Origin of the sequence: Streptomyces sp. NPDC048057 (genome assembly GCF_040653095.1) — a bacterium.
In the GTDB taxonomy this organism is placed as follows: Bacteria; Actinomycetota; Actinomycetes; order Streptomycetales; family Streptomycetaceae; genus Streptomyces.
In genome coordinates, this window is record NZ_JBEZNF010000024.1 from 40,663 (window position 1) to 57,030 (window position 16,368).

General features: G+C 71.0%; 14 protein-coding genes and 2 pseudogenes. 5 read left to right on the forward strand and 11 right to left on the reverse strand.

Annotated features, from left to right (window positions below; genetic code table 11):
• Nucleotides 1-427: 427 nt before the first annotated feature.
• The 7 genes and pseudogenes from AB0E05_RS26450 to AB0E05_RS26480 form a co-directional block, all read right to left on the reverse strand.
• Nucleotides 428-1,272 (reverse strand): annotated as a pseudogene (locus tag AB0E05_RS26450) (glycosyltransferase family 2 protein).
• Between the two features lie 203 nt (nucleotides 1,273-1,475).
• Nucleotides 1,476-2,036, reverse strand: coding sequence for a class IV adenylate cyclase (cyaB, locus tag AB0E05_RS26455; RefSeq protein WP_361967783.1), 561 nt, complete (start codon nucleotides 2,034-2,036; stop codon nucleotides 1,476-1,478).
• A gap of 13 nt (nucleotides 2,037-2,049) precedes the next feature.
• Entirely contained in the window at nucleotides 2,050-2,661 is a 612-nt protein-coding gene (locus AB0E05_RS26460; RefSeq protein ID WP_361967785.1) for a hypothetical protein, read from the reverse strand.
• 730 nt (nucleotides 2,662-3,391) lie between these two features.
• A pseudogene (locus AB0E05_RS26465) lies at nucleotides 3,392-3,991 on the reverse strand (HAD family phosphatase); the annotation flags it as partial.
• Nucleotides 3,988-4,782 carry an SAM-dependent methyltransferase gene (locus AB0E05_RS26470; protein WP_361967787.1) on the reverse strand — a complete coding sequence of 265 codons (795 nt, stop codon included), beginning with the start codon at nucleotides 4,780-4,782 and terminating at the stop codon, nucleotides 3,988-3,990. The pseudogene AB0E05_RS26465 and the gene AB0E05_RS26470, both read right to left, overlap by 4 nt.
• 412 nt (nucleotides 4,783-5,194) lie before the next feature.
• Nucleotides 5,195-6,550: an MFS transporter gene (locus tag AB0E05_RS26475; protein ID WP_361967789.1), complete on the reverse strand. Its 1,356-nt coding sequence runs from the start codon at nucleotides 6,548-6,550 to the stop codon at nucleotides 5,195-5,197.
• On the reverse strand, nucleotides 6,547-7,212 hold the full coding sequence (locus AB0E05_RS26480; protein ID WP_361967791.1) for a helix-turn-helix domain-containing protein: 666 nt from the start codon (nucleotides 7,210-7,212) through the stop codon (nucleotides 6,547-6,549). The genes AB0E05_RS26475 and AB0E05_RS26480 overlap by 4 nt, the downstream gene beginning before the upstream one ends.
• Before the next feature lie 320 nt (nucleotides 7,213-7,532).
• Here AB0E05_RS26480 and AB0E05_RS26485 point away from each other — a divergent pair, with 320 nt between their 5' ends.
• Nucleotides 7,533-8,006 (forward strand): MarR family winged helix-turn-helix transcriptional regulator, encoded by a 474-nt coding sequence (locus tag AB0E05_RS26485; protein ID WP_361967794.1) that lies wholly within the window; start codon nucleotides 7,533-7,535, stop codon nucleotides 8,004-8,006.
• Between the two features lie 143 nt (nucleotides 8,007-8,149).
• On the forward strand, nucleotides 8,150-8,797 hold the full coding sequence (locus AB0E05_RS26490; protein ID WP_361967796.1) for an isochorismatase family protein: 648 nt from the start codon (nucleotides 8,150-8,152) through the stop codon (nucleotides 8,795-8,797).
• Between the two features lie 260 nt (nucleotides 8,798-9,057).
• On the opposite strand, the gene AB0E05_RS26495 is transcribed toward AB0E05_RS26490, so the two are convergent.
• The 3 genes from AB0E05_RS26495 to AB0E05_RS26505 form a co-directional block, all read right to left on the reverse strand.
• Nucleotides 9,058-9,720: a nucleotidyl transferase AbiEii/AbiGii toxin family protein gene (locus AB0E05_RS26495; RefSeq protein ID WP_361967798.1), complete on the reverse strand. Its 663-nt coding sequence runs from the start codon at nucleotides 9,718-9,720 to the stop codon at nucleotides 9,058-9,060.
• Nucleotides 9,717-10,082 (reverse strand): hypothetical protein, encoded by a 366-nt coding sequence (locus AB0E05_RS26500; RefSeq protein WP_361967800.1) that lies wholly within the window; start codon nucleotides 10,080-10,082, stop codon nucleotides 9,717-9,719. Before AB0E05_RS26500 ends, AB0E05_RS26495 begins: the two co-directional genes overlap by 4 nt.
• A gap of 237 nt (nucleotides 10,083-10,319) precedes the next feature.
• Entirely contained in the window at nucleotides 10,320-11,183 is an 864-nt protein-coding gene (locus AB0E05_RS26505; protein WP_361967802.1) for a diacylglycerol kinase, read from the reverse strand.
• Between the two features lie 164 nt (nucleotides 11,184-11,347).
• Here AB0E05_RS26505 and AB0E05_RS26510 point away from each other — a divergent pair, with 164 nt between their 5' ends.
• From AB0E05_RS26510 to AB0E05_RS26520, 3 genes are all read left to right on the forward strand, one after another.
• The gene (locus AB0E05_RS26510) at nucleotides 11,348-12,631 is read left to right on the forward strand and encodes an adenylosuccinate synthase (protein WP_361539398.1); all 1,284 of its coding nucleotides are present in this window, start codon (nucleotides 11,348-11,350) and stop codon (nucleotides 12,629-12,631) included.
• Nucleotides 12,632-12,982: 351 nt separating this feature from the next.
• Nucleotides 12,983-13,558: an RICIN domain-containing protein gene (locus tag AB0E05_RS26515; protein WP_361967804.1), complete on the forward strand. Its 576-nt coding sequence runs from the start codon at nucleotides 12,983-12,985 to the stop codon at nucleotides 13,556-13,558.
• A 281-nt stretch (nucleotides 13,559-13,839) separates the two neighbouring features.
• The gene (locus AB0E05_RS26520) at nucleotides 13,840-15,513 is read left to right on the forward strand and encodes a TlrC/CarA/OleB/SrmB family ABC-F type ribosomal protection protein (protein WP_361967806.1); all 1,674 of its coding nucleotides are present in this window, start codon (nucleotides 13,840-13,842) and stop codon (nucleotides 15,511-15,513) included.
• Nucleotides 15,514-15,581: 68 nt separating this feature from the next.
• Here the strand turns inward: AB0E05_RS26520 and AB0E05_RS26525 are convergent, their stop codons facing one another.
• Nucleotides 15,582-16,325 carry a TetR/AcrR family transcriptional regulator C-terminal domain-containing protein gene (locus tag AB0E05_RS26525; RefSeq protein ID WP_361967808.1) on the reverse strand — a complete coding sequence of 248 codons (744 nt, stop codon included), beginning with the start codon at nucleotides 16,323-16,325 and terminating at the stop codon, nucleotides 15,582-15,584.
• Nucleotides 16,326-16,368: the final 43 nt, after the last annotated feature.

Here is a 16,368-nt window from a genome sequence, read left to right on the forward strand (position 1 = left end):
TGCCGGGGCGCACCCACACCGCTCCTCAGGAGGGACAGACCTTGTCGACCAGCGACGCAGAGGTCAAGGAGCGGTCCCTCGAATGCTGTCGCAACCACCTCCTGACCATCACCGACGCCCACCCCGGCGAAGGCAGCTACGCCAAGCAGTTTCGCCCCGTCCATGTGGGCGTCCGGTGGACCGGTAGCGAGATCTCCCCCGGTACGTCAAGAAGCACCGCCCGACTTCCCCGGAGACGCCACGATCGGCATCGCACCAATGCCCGTGGGCCAGTTCGTGACCGGATCACTTCCGCGTGCGCGGAGAACACCCTTCCTGACCTGAGCCGTTGGGGAGGCTTTGCTGTCCCTTTGCCTACGTCAGATCCGGAACATGGGTGCATGATGTCAGCGAGGAACCGCCCCCGCATACCCTTGGCGTTGGGCGGTCAGATCACCGGCGGGCGTCCAAGGCGCGTCATGCGCCACACCGTGCGCCACCGCATGGGCTTCCGCGGCGGGCACGGGACGCGCAACCCTTCGAAGAAGCCGGCCCACCATGCCTTGAGCCCGCTCAGTGGTGGCTTCTGCTTGATCGTGTACGCCGCCCACGTCATCAGGTACACGGGCACCAGGACCGCGGGTAGGTGGCGTTTGGCCAGCCAGACGCGGTTGCGGCCGGTGTTGCGGTAGTAGACGGCGTGGCGGGAGGGCGCTGTGCGGGGGTGTTGGAGGACGAGGTCTGCGCGGTAGTGGATGTCCCATCCGGCGTCGAGGGCGCGCCAGGCGAAGTCGGTTTCTTCGTGTGCGTAGAAGAACGGGGTGGGGAAGTCGCCGACTTCGTCGATGACGCTCATGCGGATGGCGTGGACGCCGCCGAGGTAGGTGGTGACGGGCCCGGATTTGAGAGGGTCGGAGGCGCCCAGACGGGGGACGTGCCGGCGTTGGGTCAGCCCCTGCTCGTCGGCGATGCGGAAGCTCACGATCCCCAGCCGGGGCTCGGCGGTGAACGCCTCCCGCACCAGTTGCATGGTGTCGGTCCGGGGTAGGAGACCGTCGTCGTCCAGGACCACGACGATGTCCACGCCGCCGTGGTCCCGCAGCCATGTGACGCCGGCGTTCCGACCGCCGGGGATTCCGAGGTCGAGAGTTCGGGCAGCCCGGTGCCCTGCCCCAGGACGACGACCGTCGGGGCGTCACCTTCCTGCGCGGCCACGGACTCCAGGAGGGCGAGCAGTTCCGGCTCGCGGTCGCCCATGGTCAGCACGACGACGCCGAGGGTCGAGGGGTTCATGTCTTCTTTCACGCGGTGGCTCGCAGGAGTTCGGTGGCTCGCTGGTACAGGCCCTGGGCGCCGGTCACTCCGCGACTGCGGTATCGGGCCGCCGCCGATTGGATGTCCTTGACTTCCTGCCGGCCACGATTGGAGACCACGCCGTCCATCACATTCAGGAATCTGGCCCATAGAGCCACGGCTTCCCTCTTCCTCTCACTCCGTTATCGCGTTGCCCGGCGCGTCCGGACTGCGTCGGTGTACAGCTCGCGCGTCAGGTCGGACTCGGCGATGCCGAGGCTCGTCAGGACCGTGCGTACGTCCGTGAGTGCCGCCGCCACGTCGGACTCCTCGGCCAGGGTCTCCACTTCGAGGAAGGTGCCCTCGATCTCCGGCACTCGTACGAGGGTTGCGAGCATGCGGCGTCCGTCGGCGTCGAAGGCGTAGTTCCGGCAGCGCTTCTCGAACTGGATCAGCGGTACGTAGCCGAGGCCCCGCAGCAGGGCGTGGACCGCCTCGGGGTCGTCGACGCGGGTTTCGTGCTCGGGCTTGGACCCGGAGTCGTCGTCCACGCGCGCGCCCTTGAAGGTGATCACGGTGCGGGTCTCGTCGGCGCCGCGGACGGTGCGGACCCGCAGCTCCTTGTCCGCGACTTCGAGGGCGCGGTCCGGTGTGTCGTAGTAGGTGTCCTGGTACACCTCGGGACGCCCCACGGCGCGATCGTCCAACTTCCGCAACACTGCTTCCGGCACGTGGACGCGGGCCTTCAACTCTGCCTCGATCACGTGGACGCCCCTCTCAGACCGTGCGCTGCGCTCCGTCGATCATCGCGTCGACCATCCGTTTGAACCCCCGGAACAAGGGCCCGTGCGGCGTCTCCATGATCTTGTACGTGGCGGACTCGTGGCCCTCCCACCCAGCGTCGAAGGCGCCGACGAACATCGTGCCGCCCGCACGGATGACACGCCAAGTGGGCAGAATGTCGTACCGGTAGATCTCCACGTCGCAGGTGTCGCTCAGTTCCCGCAAGCGTGCTTCGGTCAACTTGACACCCCCCGCCAGGGATTCTGCGGACTCCCCGATCTCCGCCGCACGTCGCGGCAGGGCCGGTGACTTCGGGTCCAGGAGCAGAGCGCGTACCCTCAGGCGCTGCTCGTCGCGGCCCAGGCAGGAGCGGAGCATTGAATCGTTCAACCCGATCAGACCCAGTCCGCGCACCGCGAGGATGTCCAACTCGGACGCTGCGCGGACGTGCTGCTGAATCTCGTCCCGCGCCGACGACTGTGCGGAGTGCACCCGGACCACTTCCGGAAGAGCCGCCAGGTCGAAGGCTGCTCCGTCGAGCCCGGCATTCGCATCGATGAGGAACTGCTGCTCTTGGCCGAGTACGTCAAGGCGCTGCTTATGCACACCTCGCGTAAGCCCCGCCACAGCGCTTGATCTCCGTGTGCCGGCGCACGGGCAAGGGGCCACCGCGCTGGCACACGGGGTGAACCGGCCCCTGCCCTGCATCTCCGATCCCCTGCGACAGGGCCAGGTCCACCATCCTGAGGAGAACGGCATGTTGCCCCAGTTCCCCGTCAGCGCTGCCAAGCTGACCGCGACCGACGTCGCCACGTGCGAGGCGTGTTGGCGCCAGCACGTCACCACGATCTGCACCGCATCCTGCGTTCGCGACCTGCTGTGCGACACCTGCGCCACCGAGGGCAACCCGGTACGCGTCGAACTGTTACCGCCGCTCGGGATCTACCGCCTCACCCGCCGTCGGCTCGAAGCCGGCAAGCACGGGAAACCGACCCCACAGATGCCACCCGACCGGGGCCCACTCCCGGCGTACCCCCGGTGTAGAGGACGGCCCACCGTTCGTCGGCGACGAGCATGACCAGCGGGATGCGTGGGGGCCATCTCCGCGTGGGCGGAGACCACGGCGACAAGCAGCTGCGCGCCGGCGTCGGCCACGGGCCACCTCCGCGTGCGGAGACGACCACTTCGCCGGCAAGGGTGCTCTCTGACAGGGTGGACCACCTCCGCGGGTGCGGAGACCACCCTTCCTGAACTGCGGTGTCACAGGCGCTTTGCTGGTTCTTTGCCTGCTCCAGGTGCGAACACCCCCATCCAGCACGGGAGCCAACACTGCCTCAAGATCCTCGTGCCCGCGGTAGTGGACCCCTGTCATCCCCAGGCCGATCGCCGCCTCCACGTTCTCCAACCTGTCGTCTACGAAGAGGCACCGTTCCGCAGGCACCCCCGCCCGCTCGGCCGCGAGTTCGTAGATTGCGGGGTCGGGTTTGGCCAGGCCCACGCGCGCGCTGCTGACGACGTGGTCCGCGAGGTCCGTGAGTCCCAGGTACTCCAAGTCCCGTTCCAGGTCGAGCGTCGCGTTGGTCACCAGGATCAGCGGCACGTGCTCCTTGGCCCGACGGAGGAGGGCGACGACCGTCTCGTCTGCGTGGAAGGGCACGTGGGCGAAGGCTGTCCCCAACTCACGTACCTGTGAGGGCGAGACGTGGTGCTCCAGCGCCCGCGCGATGGCGTCCACCCACTGGCCCGTGGTGATCCGGCCGAGGAGCAGCGGGCCGTCCGCCTCCGGCGAGTACGCGACGTCCGCGGTCGTTCCTTCGGCCAGTCCCGTGCGTCGTTCGAGTTCGGTCACGCGGGTCAGGTCGTAGTAGCGGATGACGTTGTCCAGGTCGCACAGCACCGCGGACCAAGGGCTCGTATGCGTACCCCGCGTCGTCATGGCTTGCGGGCAACGCCGCCCCATCCGGCCCGTACGGTCAGCGTGCCGGTCGTGGGCTCGGGGCGCCAGTTGGGCCAGGAGACGAAGCCGGGGTCGACCAGTTCGAGTCCGTCGAAGAAGGCGCGCGTCACCTCGGGGTCGCGGAAGATGTAGGGGATGGCACCGCTGTTGTTGTACTCCTCCTGCACCAGTCGGTGAGTCTCGTCGTCCGCGGTGGCGTGGCTCAGCGACAGATAGCTTCCCGACGGCAGTCGGTCGACCAGCCGTCGTACGAGGGACAGGGCGTCGTCCCAGTCCACGATGTGCCCGAGCACGTCATTGATCACCAGCCCGATCGGCTGCGTGAAGTCGAGCGTCTTGGCGGCCCCTTCGACGACCGCGTCCGTGTCCCGCATGTCCGTGAGCACGTAGTCCATGGACCCCTCGGACGTGCTCTCGCCCATGGCCTCCACGTGCATGAGGACCAGCCGGTCGTGGTCGACGTACACCACCCGCGACTCGGGCGCGATCCGCTGCACCACCTGGTGGGTGTTGTTGGCGGTCGGCAGCCCCGCCCCCACGTCGAGGAACTGCCGTACGCCGGCCTCCCGCGCCAGGTACGTCACCGTCCGCACCAGGAAGTCCCGCGACTCACGCGCCATCGGCTCGATGAGCGGGAACTTCTCCCGGTAGGCGTCACCGGCGACTTGGTCGGCGGCGTAGTGGTCCTTTCCGCCGAGCCAGTAGTTCCAGACGCGTGCGCTGTGGGCGACGGAGGTGTCAATTGCGGGGGGCTGCTGGTCATGTGCCATGAGGACTAGCCTTCGGCTGGTCGGGGTTATGACGCAAGAATGCATGCGTGATTCACGGGTGTACGCCGACTTGATGGCCAGCCCCGCCCGCGCGGGGACCACGGCACCCGCAACCTGGACAACCCCGACGACTGCGGACCACCCCCGCCTGCGCGGGGAACACTCCGGGCTGACACCGCTTGTTCGCGAAACAAACGGACCACCCCCGCCCGCGCGGGGAACACCCTTCCCGACCTGCGGCGTCAAGAGGGCTTTGCTCTTCCTTTGCCTGCATCAGGACCCAGGGTCATGAACGCATGATGCCAGGGGGAACAGCCTTCGCACACCCTGGAGTTGCAGCCGGGCAACATGAGCCGGAGCCGTGGTGCGTAGCCCTCCCGAATGGCTACACCGCGTCAGTTAGGCCACGGGCTCACTCGCGTGTGACTGCCTGCCCCTCCCGCTCCCGAGCCCCGTCGGAGTCACCAGAGACGGCGTACGACTCGGCGGACACGGGCCTGCCCCGCGACCCCCACAACAGCGCCCCGACCAGCAGCGCCCCGCACGCCAGCAGCCATGGCAGTGGGCCCGATGGCAGGGCGGTGACGATCAAGCCGGTGAGGGCCGCGGTCAGTTGGAGGGCGAGGGACTGGACCGACAGTGCGGTGGCGCGGCACCCACTGGTCACGCGGCGGTGGAGGAGGTCGTTCTCGTTGGGGCCCGTTGCGCCGAGGCCGAGGTAGATCAGGGCGTATCCGATGGCGGCGAGGGACATGGAGAGCGGGCCCGGGAACGCCGTCGTCAAGCCGAGGAGCAGCAGTCCGGCCGCGCTCGTGCCGAGGCTCGCCACGATCGCGCGTTCGCCGCTGCCGGCCAGTCGGGCCGTCAGTGGTGCGAGGTGGCCGCCGATCGCGGCGCAGGCGAAGCCGGCGCAGGCGAGGGCGGCGAAGAGGACCGCGCCCGATTCCGAGGCGCCGGTGAGGTCCGCGGCGCGGCCGGGGGTGAGGAGTTCGACCGTGGCGAGGGCGCTGCCCGCGGCGGCGGCGCTGAGGAGGACGCGGCGGACCAGGGCGTCGCGTCCGCCCAGACGGAGGCCGGCCGCGACCGTGGTCGGGACGTCGCGGAGGACGCCGCGCAGGGTGGCCGGCGGGCGGGGCGGTTCCGGGAGCGCGGTCAGGGCGTACGCCACGAAGGCGATCTCGACCGCCGCGCCGAGCAGCAGCGGTACGGAGAGCGGTACCACCAGACCGGATGTCGCCTCGGCCAGTCGCGCCCCGAGGTCGGGGCCGAGGCCGAGCAGCCAGGGCAGGGCGCCGCCGAGGAGGGTGCCGGCGGCGAGGGCGGCGTCCGTTGCGGAGGAGCCGCGGGCCAGGCCGGTGCGGAGGTCGGCGTCGGGGCCGGCGTGGGCGTGGACGGTGTCGACGTACCAGGCTTCCGCCGGCCCGCTGGACAGGGCGCGGGCCGCGCCCATCAGGGCCATGCCGAGGCCGAGGAGTACGGGGGTGCCGGCCAGGCCGAGGAGGGTGAGGGAAGCGAGGTTCAGCAGGCCCGCGGCGGCGAGGACGGCGCGGCGGCCGAGGACGTCGGAGAGTCCTCCGGTGGGGAGTTCGAGCGCGGCGGTGGTGAGGGAGTGCGCGGCGAAGAAGGCCGCGATGGCTGCCATGGCCATGCCGCGTTCGGTGAACAGCAGGACGAGGGGGGCGATGCTCAGCCCGAGCGGGAGCCAGAACAGGGCGCTGACGGTGACGTACCGGCGGCGCGCGGTGCGTACGTCCAGCGGCGTGGTCACGACGCGTCCTCGGCGTCCGGTCCGGGGGCGCGCGGAGCCAGCGGCAGGCCCGCGGCGAGGAACATGACCTGCGCGGCGCGCGGGTCGTCCGCGTCGCGGGCGGTCAGCTCGTTCAGCGTCCGGTCGATCACGTCCCAGAGTTCGGTGAGGGACTCGGGGGTCAGGCGGGGCACCAGGTCGCTGATCCCGGACGGCTCCGTCCATGCCGGATCGAGTCGTCCGTCGGCCATGTCCGCCTCGTGCTGGACGAGCGAAGCCTCCAGGTGCTCGACCTGGACCCGGCGCGTCACGGTGACGTAGGCGCGGCTCCCGGGCGACGCCTCCATGGCCTTGTTGCTCCAGGAGGTGACGGCGTGCACCGCCCGCCAGCGGCGCTCCCGCCCGTCGCGGTGTTCGGCCTCGGCGACGAACGCGTACTTCGCCAGCACCCGCAGGTGATAGCTGGTGGACGCGGACGACTCCCCGGTCCTGGCGGCGAGCTCGCTGGCGGTCGCGGGGCCGTCCTGCCGGAGGTAGCCGAGGAGGCGGATGCGGAGGGGGTGGGTGAGGGCCTTGAGGGCGGCGGCGTCTTGTCCGGGGTCGAGTACGCGTTCGCCGTCGCGGACGCTGCTCCGGACGCTGTCGCTGTCACCCCGGTCGTGTTCGTGCTGTTCACCGGCCATGACGGGAGGGTAGGGCCGCGGGGAGAGTTTCCCAAAGGAATTTTGCAAAATTTCTTTGGGAGTGGGGGAGCGAGGGGGCGTGGCCGTGTTCACCTCCGCTGCGGCGGAGACCACGTCGTGCGGATCACGGACGCCGACTGCATCGTCGGACCAACTCCGCGGAGTGCGGAGACCACGGGTTCCTGGGCGCGTACGCGCTGGCCCTGGACGGGTCACCCCCACCCGCGCGGGGACCGCGGCAGCTTCTCACTTCAAGCCGGCCCCTCGGCGGGCTCCGTGACTGAGAATGGTGTCGTTCAACCGTGCGAGGAGAGACGCAGATGCCGGAAAGCAAGCCGGTCATGTCCCGGGCGTTCAAGGTCGGGGTGTGGCGGTCGTACATGGAGATCCACCAGCGGGTGCTGGCGGAGATCGCGCGCGCCCTCGACGAGCGGCACCGGCTGTCGGTGAGCGAGTTCGACACGCTCGTGAACATTCCTCTGGACGGCGTACGGCTCAAGGTCCTCGGTGAGCGCACGGTGCTGACGCAGAGCGCCGTCAGTCGGATGTGCGACCGGCTGGCCAGGCGCGGGCTGGTGACCCGGACCCCCGTCGCGGAGGACCAGCGGGGCGCGCTCGTACGGCTCACCGACGAGGGGCGGACCCTGCTCAGGGAAGCCGTACGGACCAATGCCGAGGTGGTCGAGGAGAACTTCACCTCCCACCTCTCCGACGACGACCTCGTGGCCCTGAACGCGGTGCTCGGCCGGCTCGCCCCGGAGTCCGGCGACGAGCAGTGCGACACCCCGCAGTGACGCGACCTGTGGCGTAGCTCACGCCTGAAACCCGGCTTGGCTGGAATGGGACCCCACTCTTGACGGTTTGGATGTATGCGCACGCAACAAAAAGCGCACCTGAGACGGCCGTCACCGCGGCCCCTTCCAAGGGACACAGCAACATGAGCAGCAACAGCTACATCACCAACCGCCTCACCCCCGAGAACACCGGCATCCTGCTGGTCGACCACCAGGCCGGGCTGATCCTCGGCGTCCAGGACCACGACCAGAACGAGGTCCGCCGCAACGCGCAGGCCCTGGCCCGTACCGCCAAGGTCTTCGGCCTCCCGATCGTGGCCACCACCTCCGCCCCCCAGGGCCCGAACGGCCCCCTCCTCCCGGAGCTGGTCAACGAGCTGCCCGCGGGCGCCCCGATCATCCACCGCAGCGGTGAGGTCGACGCCTTCGACGACCCGGCGTTCGACGCCGCCGTCCGTGCGATGGACCGGCCCAACCTGGTCATCGCGGGCGTCATCACCGACGTCTGCTTGATGTTCGCCTCCCTCTCCGCGCTCGGCCGCGGCTACGAGGTCCACGCCGTCACCGACGCGTCGGGCACCACGAACAAGCTCGCCCGTGAGACCTCCCTGCTGCGCCTCCAGAACGCCGGCGCGACGCTCAACAGCACGGTCGGCGTGATATCCGAGCTGCTGCGCGACTGGAAGAACCCCGGCGGCCCCGGCACCGCGGACATCTTCAGCAACCTCGCGATGCCGTTCTACGGCGCGGTCAGCGCCAGCCACGCCTCGGCGAGCGGCAACAACGGCTGACCTGCCGAATCTGCTGGACCGGAGCAGCCACAGCCCCGCGGGGGCGGGCCACAGCGCCCGCCCCTCGCAGGGGCACCTCCGCGGACGCGGAGACCGCACGTTCCACCTCACCACCGAGGGCACGGACCAGGGGCCACCTCCGCGGACGCGGAGCACGGCCGGCCTTCGGGGAACGCGACGTCCATGGGGATGCCGGCCGCTCGGGCTGCGGCGAGCACGATGTCGGCGGTGCCACCACCCTTGCCAGCTGCCTACCAACCTCAGTCGTGGAGTTCGTCGTGGAGGCGGATGTTGAGGTCCGTGGCCCAGGCCACGGCCCATGCACGCAGGTCGGCGGTCTGGTCGTCGGTGAGGTTGTAGGCGGTGAACTCGTCGTCCTCGTACCAATCCGCACCGACGAGCCGGTCGTGGAGGTCCTGGAGGTCGAAATCAACGCGGGCGTGGCGGCGGCCGAGGTGTTCGAGCTCGGTGGTGGTGTAGAGCCGGGAAGCCGCGTGGACATCGATGAGGTCGCGGACGGCGCCCCGGTCGGCGAGGGCGCGGACCTTGGTGCCGACGACGTCGTCGAGGGCGAGGACGGGGCCGTGTTCGGTGGTGGCCGGCGGGGCCCAGAACGCCTCCTTGAGGATGTCGACCTCGCACTGCTCGCCGTTGTCCGGGTCAGTGACGATCAGGCGTCCGGACAGCGGGTCGGTCCCGATCTCTCGTACGTGCCAGCCGCGGTCGTGGAGCCCGGTGCGGAGGGCCTCGACGATCTCGACCATGGGTGCTGGGTTCTGGGTGGCGAGGTCGAGGTCCTGGCTGAGACGGTCGACGAGGCGGTGGGCCTGGACGGCGTAGCCGCCGGTGATGACCAGCGGATAGGGGGCGCCGAGGGCGAGGACATCGGCGAGGAGCCGGCGGTGGAGACTGCTGAGGTTCATGCGGCGGACGTGGTGGCCGGCCGGAGCGTGAGGAAGGCGTTTTCCCAGACGTCCCGTACGTTTCGACTGATGAGGGTGCGCAGGACGGGCCACTGCGAGGTCAGCAGGTCCGTGTTGAGGTAGGCAACGAGGTCGTCGCGTTGCCCCTCGGCGAGAACGGTCCGGTACAGGCTCATTCGAGAGCGTGGCCGGTCGAGGTCGTAGGTGCGAAGCCCGGACCAGACCACGTGCAGGGGGAGGGTGACGGTCCCGTGCTCGGGGCCGTCGAGTTCTTCGAGGGAAGCGGGCAGTCGGGAACGGTACCGCGCGCTCAGGATCTCGGCTGCGGTCGGCGTCGATGGTGCGGGGGATGCCGGGGCCATGCCCGTCATTATGGCTCGGCCCCTCAAACCGAGCACGCCTCAACGATGAGGTGTGCTCGCTTCCTCCGCATGGGCGAGGACGAGACCGCACCGAGTGCCGGTTCGGCCCCTGGACCCGCATCGGATCACCTCCGCGGGTGCGGAGACCAACGCATGAGCATCATGCGCCCGGCCCTGCGAACCGGCCGTCTCCGCGCGGAGGCGGCACGCGGCGAAGCGGGACACCCGCCCCACCCCTCACGGCAGCGTCAACCCCCACGCCCCCGCCCTCAGCACCCACGTCCGCGTGCGGACCGGGCCCGTGGGCTGGGTGTCGGCGTGGTAGCGGAAGTCGGGGCCGGAGACCGTGACCGTCGTGGCCGTCGCGGTGAGCGGGGGGCCGGGGGTGCGGGGGTGGACGGTGACTTCGGCGCGGCCGGGGGCGTCGGCGTGGAGGGTGCGGAGGGTGACCGCGTCGACCTCCTGGTCGAGGTCGCACAGGAGCGCGCCGTCCGCCTCCACCCGGAGGCGGTGGGGGCGGGGGACGGTGGAGAGGCGGGCGGGGGTGCGGACCAGGCCGCGCAGGAGGGTGCGGTACGCGTGGCGCAGGCCGCCCGCCGCGACCGGCACCGCGGGGGGCGGGTCGAGCGGGGCGGGGCCGTACGCCGCCACCTCGGGCGGGGGAGGCCCCGGGGCGACCGCCGGGATCGTCACGTCGCCGACGACCACGCCGTCGCTCTCGTCCACCAGCAGGTCGAGGCGGCGTACGCCCCCGTCCAGCACCGCCCGCGCCGCCGCGACCGGGCCGGGCGGGACGCCCAGGGCGTGGGCGAGGCGGACGCCGGAGCCCACCGGGACGTGGCCGAGTGCGCCGTCGCCCAGCCAGCGGTCCCGGTGCAGCAGGGACACCGCACGCAGCAGCGCCCGGTCGTCGCCGACGATCACGGGCCGCCGCGGGCCCCTGCGGGCCAGGGCCCGCGCGAACTCCTCAGGACTCTCCGGCAGGCTGATTTTCGCTGCTGAGCCACCACACAGCACGTCCTTCGCGATCCGCACGGACTCGCCGTCGATTCGGCGGGCGACCGGGTCGATGACCACCAGCAGCTGGTCGTGAGCCGACACCTCGGTCCTTCCTCGGGTAGCATCTTTGTGCAAGAGCCCCTTGCGCTATTGCGCCAGGGGCTTCGTCTATTCCGGGGCAACCGGTCCAACGGATCCAGGAACAACAAGGGACGCACTGATCCCCCTGACCTTGGACATGCCCCGCCCGGAAGGGGTGTACGCCTGTGCCCGCACTTGTGCTGCTCGGTGCTCAGTGGGGTGACGAGGGCAAGGGAAAGGCCACCGACCTGCTCGGTGGATCCGTTGACTACGTGGTGCGTTACCAGGGTGGCAACAACGCCGGCCACACGGTCGTCGTCGGCGACCAGAAGTACGCACTACATCTCCTCCCCTCCGGGATCCTCTCACCGGGGTGCACCCCGGTCATCGGCAACGGCGTGGTCGTCGACCCGGCCGTCCTGCTGTCCGAGCTGAGCGGGCTCAATGATCGGGGCGTGGACACCTCCAAGCTCCTGATCAGCGGAAACGCCCACCTGATCACCCCGTACAACGTCACGCTCGACAAGGTGACGGAACGGTTCCTCGGAAAGCGCAAGATCGGGACGACGGGCCGGGGCATCGGCCCGACCTACGCGGACAAGATCAACCGCGTCGGCGTCCGCGTCCAGGACCTGTACGACGAGTCCATCCTCACCCAGAAGGTCGAGGCGGCGCTGGAGTCCAAGAACCAGCTCCTCGCCAAGGTCTTCAACCGGCGCGCCATCGAGACCGGCCGGATCGTCGACGAGCTGCTCCAGTACGCGGACCAGATCAAGCCGTACGTCGCGGACACCACCCTCGTCCTGAACGACGCCATCGACGCGGGCAAGGTCGTCCTCTTCGAGGGCGGCCAGGGCACGCTGCTCGACGTGGACCACGGCACGTACCCCTTCGTCACCTCGTCGAACCCGACGGCCGGCGGCGCGTGCACGGGTGCGGGCGTCGGGCCCACCAAGATCAGCCGGGTCATCGGCATCCTGAAGGCGTACACCACCCGCGTCGGCGCCGGCCCGTTCCCGACGGAGCTGTTCGACGAGGACGGCGAGGCGCTGCGGCGCATCGGCGGCGAGCGCGGCGTGACCACCGGTCGCGACCGGCGCTGCGGCTGGTTCGACGCGGTGATCGCGCGGTACGCGACCCGGGTCAACGGCCTCACCGACTTCTTCCTCACCAAGCTCGACGTGCTGACCGGCTGGGAGCAGATCCCGGTCTGCGTGGCGTACGAGATCGACGGGAAGCGGGTCGAGGAGCTGCCGTACTCGCAGACCGACTTCCACCATGCTCAGCCGATCTACGAGATGCTGCCGGGCTGGTCCGAGGACATCACGAAGGCGAAGACCTTCGCCGACCTGCCGAAGAACGCGCAGGGGTACGTGAAGGCGCTGGAGGAGATGTCCGGGGCGCCGATCTCGGCGATCGGCGTCGGCCCGGGCCGTACGGAGACGATCGAGATCAACTCGTTCCTGTAGGCCGGTCGGTCCTGTAGGCCAGCTCGTTCCCTCAGCTCGACTCGTTTGCCCGGGCCGGCCCGATTCTTCGGGCCGGCCCGGGCCTTCCACGGACTCCCCGGGCGGCGGTCGTCGCCCTGGGCCGAGTGGGGGTGGGGTCGTACGCCCGAGGGGGTACGACTCCGCCGAACCCTGCTGAACCGTTTATCCGGGCCGGGGGTCTGAGCGGACCCCCGGCCCGAAGCGTCCTTTCGGGGCGCCGGGACGTTGCGCCGTCCGCTCGAACTCCCGCCTACGCACGGCACTTGCTGGTTACGCATGGTGGCGATCCGCGCTCTTTCCGTGAGCGCGTCAGTGTGAGGAGTTCATCCCATGCGTCCTGTCCTGAAGACGGCCGCGGTGCTGACCGCGGTCGGTGCCGCCCTGGCCCTGGGGCTGCCCGGCACGGCGACGGCGGGTGCCGGCGCCCACACCGGTGCACCGGTGCCGACCGAAGAGCGGGCAGCCGCCGCCTTCGTCCAGAAGGTGACGCTGCGGCTGGCGAGCGACCCCGGCCAGGCGGCCGACGGCAAGGGCGCCTCGACCGCGAACGGCGCCGAGGTCATCCAGTGGGCCCTGTCGCGGGCGGCGAACCAGCTGTGGGAGCCGGAGGCCACCAGCGACGGCTACTACCGCTTCGAGTCGGTGAACAGCGGCCTGTGTCTGAACGTCAAGGGCGGCGGCAACGACGACGGGGCCCAGATCATCCAGTGGACCTGCGGTGCCGCGGCGAACGAGCAGTGGAAGTTCGTCCCCAAGGGCACGGGCTACCAGATCGTGGCCCGCTCCAGCGGCAAGTGCCTGAACGTCCAGGGCGGCGTGGGGCAGGGTCGCAACCTGATCCAGTACACCTGCACCGCTGACGGCGCCGCCAACGACGTCTGGCTGCCGGTCTGGGAAACCCTCTGATCCAAGGCGCTCCGCCGGGTGCCCGCGCCCGCCGCCCGTGAAATGAGGTGGCGGGCCCGGGCGCCCTTCCGTACGGTGCTGTGCATGGGTTCCCTGTGACAGTCCCCGCGTGACCGCGTCGAGCATTCGGCTCCGCCGTCGCGCGTTCTCATCCGCGCCGTACGCCCCTTCCTGACCTGTTGAGTTCTGCGCACTCCTGCGCCGGACTCGCTCTCCGGCGGGCGCGGATGCGTCCATCTGCCCGTTCCCACCGGCCCGGCCGAGAACAGGGGGACTGCTCCATGCTTTCTGCGCTTCCCGCACGTGCTGCGTTTCCCGCGCAGCTGTCCCTTCACCACGTCACCCGCCGCTATGGCGACCACATCGTCCTGGACGGCGTCTCCTTCACCGTCAAACCGGGCGAAAAGGTCGGCGTCATCGGCGACAACGGCGCCGGCAAGTCCACCCTGCTCCGACTCGTCGCCGGGGTGGACCGGGCCGACAGCGGCGAAGTGACCGTCGTCGCGCCCGGCGGCGTCGGGCACCTCGCCCAGACGCTGGCGCTGCCGCCGGAGGCCGACGTCCAGGACGCCGTCGACCTCGCCCTCGCCGATCTGCGGGAGCTGGCCGCGCGGATGCGGCGCGCCGAGGCCGAGCTGCGCGACCTCGACGGGGCGGAGCTGTCGGCCGCGTTGGACGCGTACGCCGGGCTCGTCGCCCGCTTCGAGGCGCGCGGCGGTTACGAGGCGGACGCCCGCGTCGACGTCGCGCTGCACGGGCTCGGGCTGCCGGGGCTGGCGCGCACCAGGGCGCTGGGCGCGCTGTCCGGCGGCGAGCGGGCGCGGCTCGCGCTGGCCGCCACCTTGGCCGCGCGGCCCGAACTGCTGTTGCTGGACGAGCCCACCAACGACCTGGACGACCGGGCCGTGGGCTGGCTGGAGACGCATCTGCGGGCGCACCGCGGGACCGTCCTCGCGGTCACCCACGACCGGGTGTTCCTGGAGCGGGTCACCCCCACGGTCCTGGAGGTCGGCGAGGGGCGGGTGACGCGGTACGGCGACGGCTACGACGGCCACCTCGCCGCGAAGGCCGCCGAACGCCGGCGCCGGCTTGAGGAGTACGAGCAGTGGAGCGCGGAACTCGCCCGCAGCAGGCGGCTGGCCGCGGCCAACGCGGACCGGCTCGACGCCATCCCGCGGAAGCTGCCGCTGGCCGGGTTCCGCCCCCGCAGCCGCGGGCACGGCGCGACGGGCCGCATCCGCAACGCGAAGGAGCGTGTCGCGCGGCTGACGGCGAACCCCGTCGCACCGCCGCCCGACCCGCTGGTGTTCACCGGCCGCCTCACCACCGCGGCCGGGGACGAGGGGGAAGCGCCGCAGCCGGCGGCCGAACTCGTCGGCGTACGGGTCGGGGATCGGCTCGACGTGCCGCGGCTGCTGATCGGCCGCGGCGAGCGGCTGCTGGTCACCGGGCCCAACGGCGCGGGCAAGACGACGCTGCTGCGGGTGCTCGCCGGCGAACTGCGCCCGGACGCCGGAACGGTGCGCACCCGCGGCCGGGTCGGGCACCTGCGGCAGGAGGCGACGACCTGGCCGCCGGGGCTGACGCTGCCGCAGGCGTTCGCCCACGGCCGGCCGGGCCATCCGGACGAGCACGTCGACGAGTTGCTGTCGCTGGGCCTGTTCGGGCCGGCCGACCTGCGGCTGCGGGTGGGCGAGCTGTCGTACGGGCAGCAGCGCCGGATCGAGCTGGCCCGCCTGGTCGGCGACCCGGTGGACCTCCTGCTGCTGGACGAGCCGACGAACCACCTCTCGCCCGCCCTGGTGGAGGAGGTGGAGGAGGCGCTGGTGGACTACCCGGGCACGGTCGTGGTCGTCACCCACGACCGCCGCGTACGGGCCCGGTTCACCGGAACGCGCCTGGAACTGGCCGCCGGCCGCGTCGCCGATCGTACGGAGGTGCCGGTGGCGGGCTGAGCCGGTGCGTGCACGGGCATGACGGGCGGGGGCCTCGGGGCTCCGCCCGTGACGCCCGGCACGTGTCCTTACGCCTGCCCCTCCGTGCGCTGGGCGGCGAGGCCCTTGACGAGGGTCCGTGCCGCGATCTCGAACTGGGTGTCCCAGTCGCCGAGGAAGTCCTCCAGGTGCGCGGCCAACGTCGGGTACAGCTCGTGCCGTTCGGTGATCAGCCCGCGCAGCGCGTCCCGGCTGCCGGCCTCGGCCCGTTCCGCCCAGGCGGCCTGGGTCGAGGCGGTGGCGATGACGAGGTTCGACACCGCCGCGGCGGTCGCCGCGAGCACGGGGCCCGCGAAGCCGGCCCGGGTGAGCGCCGCGTACACGGCCTCGGAGCGTTCCAGCGCGTGCGGTCCGGCCAGCGGCCGGGTGCCGGCGAGCGACGCCGCCCACGGGTGGCGCAGCAGCATGGCCCGTAGCTCCCGCATGTAGGCGAGGACGACCTCCCGCCAGTCCAGGGCGCGGTGGTCGTCCGGGAGGGAGATTTCCGCGAACACCTCGTCGATCGCGAGGTCGAGCACGTCACCCTTGGTCGGGACGTGCCAGTACAGGCTGGTGGCGTGCGCGTCGAGATCGGCGGCGATCTTGCGCAGGCTCAGCCCGTCCACGCCCTCGCGGTCGAGCCGGTCGACGGCCGTCGCGACGATCCGCTCCCGGCTCAGCCCGGGGGACCTGCGGCGGCGCTGCGGCTCGCGGAACCACACCGCGCCGGGCGCCCCGTCCTTGCCCTTGCCCTTGTCGCTGTCCTTCGCGTCGTTCTTCGCCTTCTCCACCACGCGTCGCAGTCTATCGACACTGGATGAATCCAACACTGTAGGG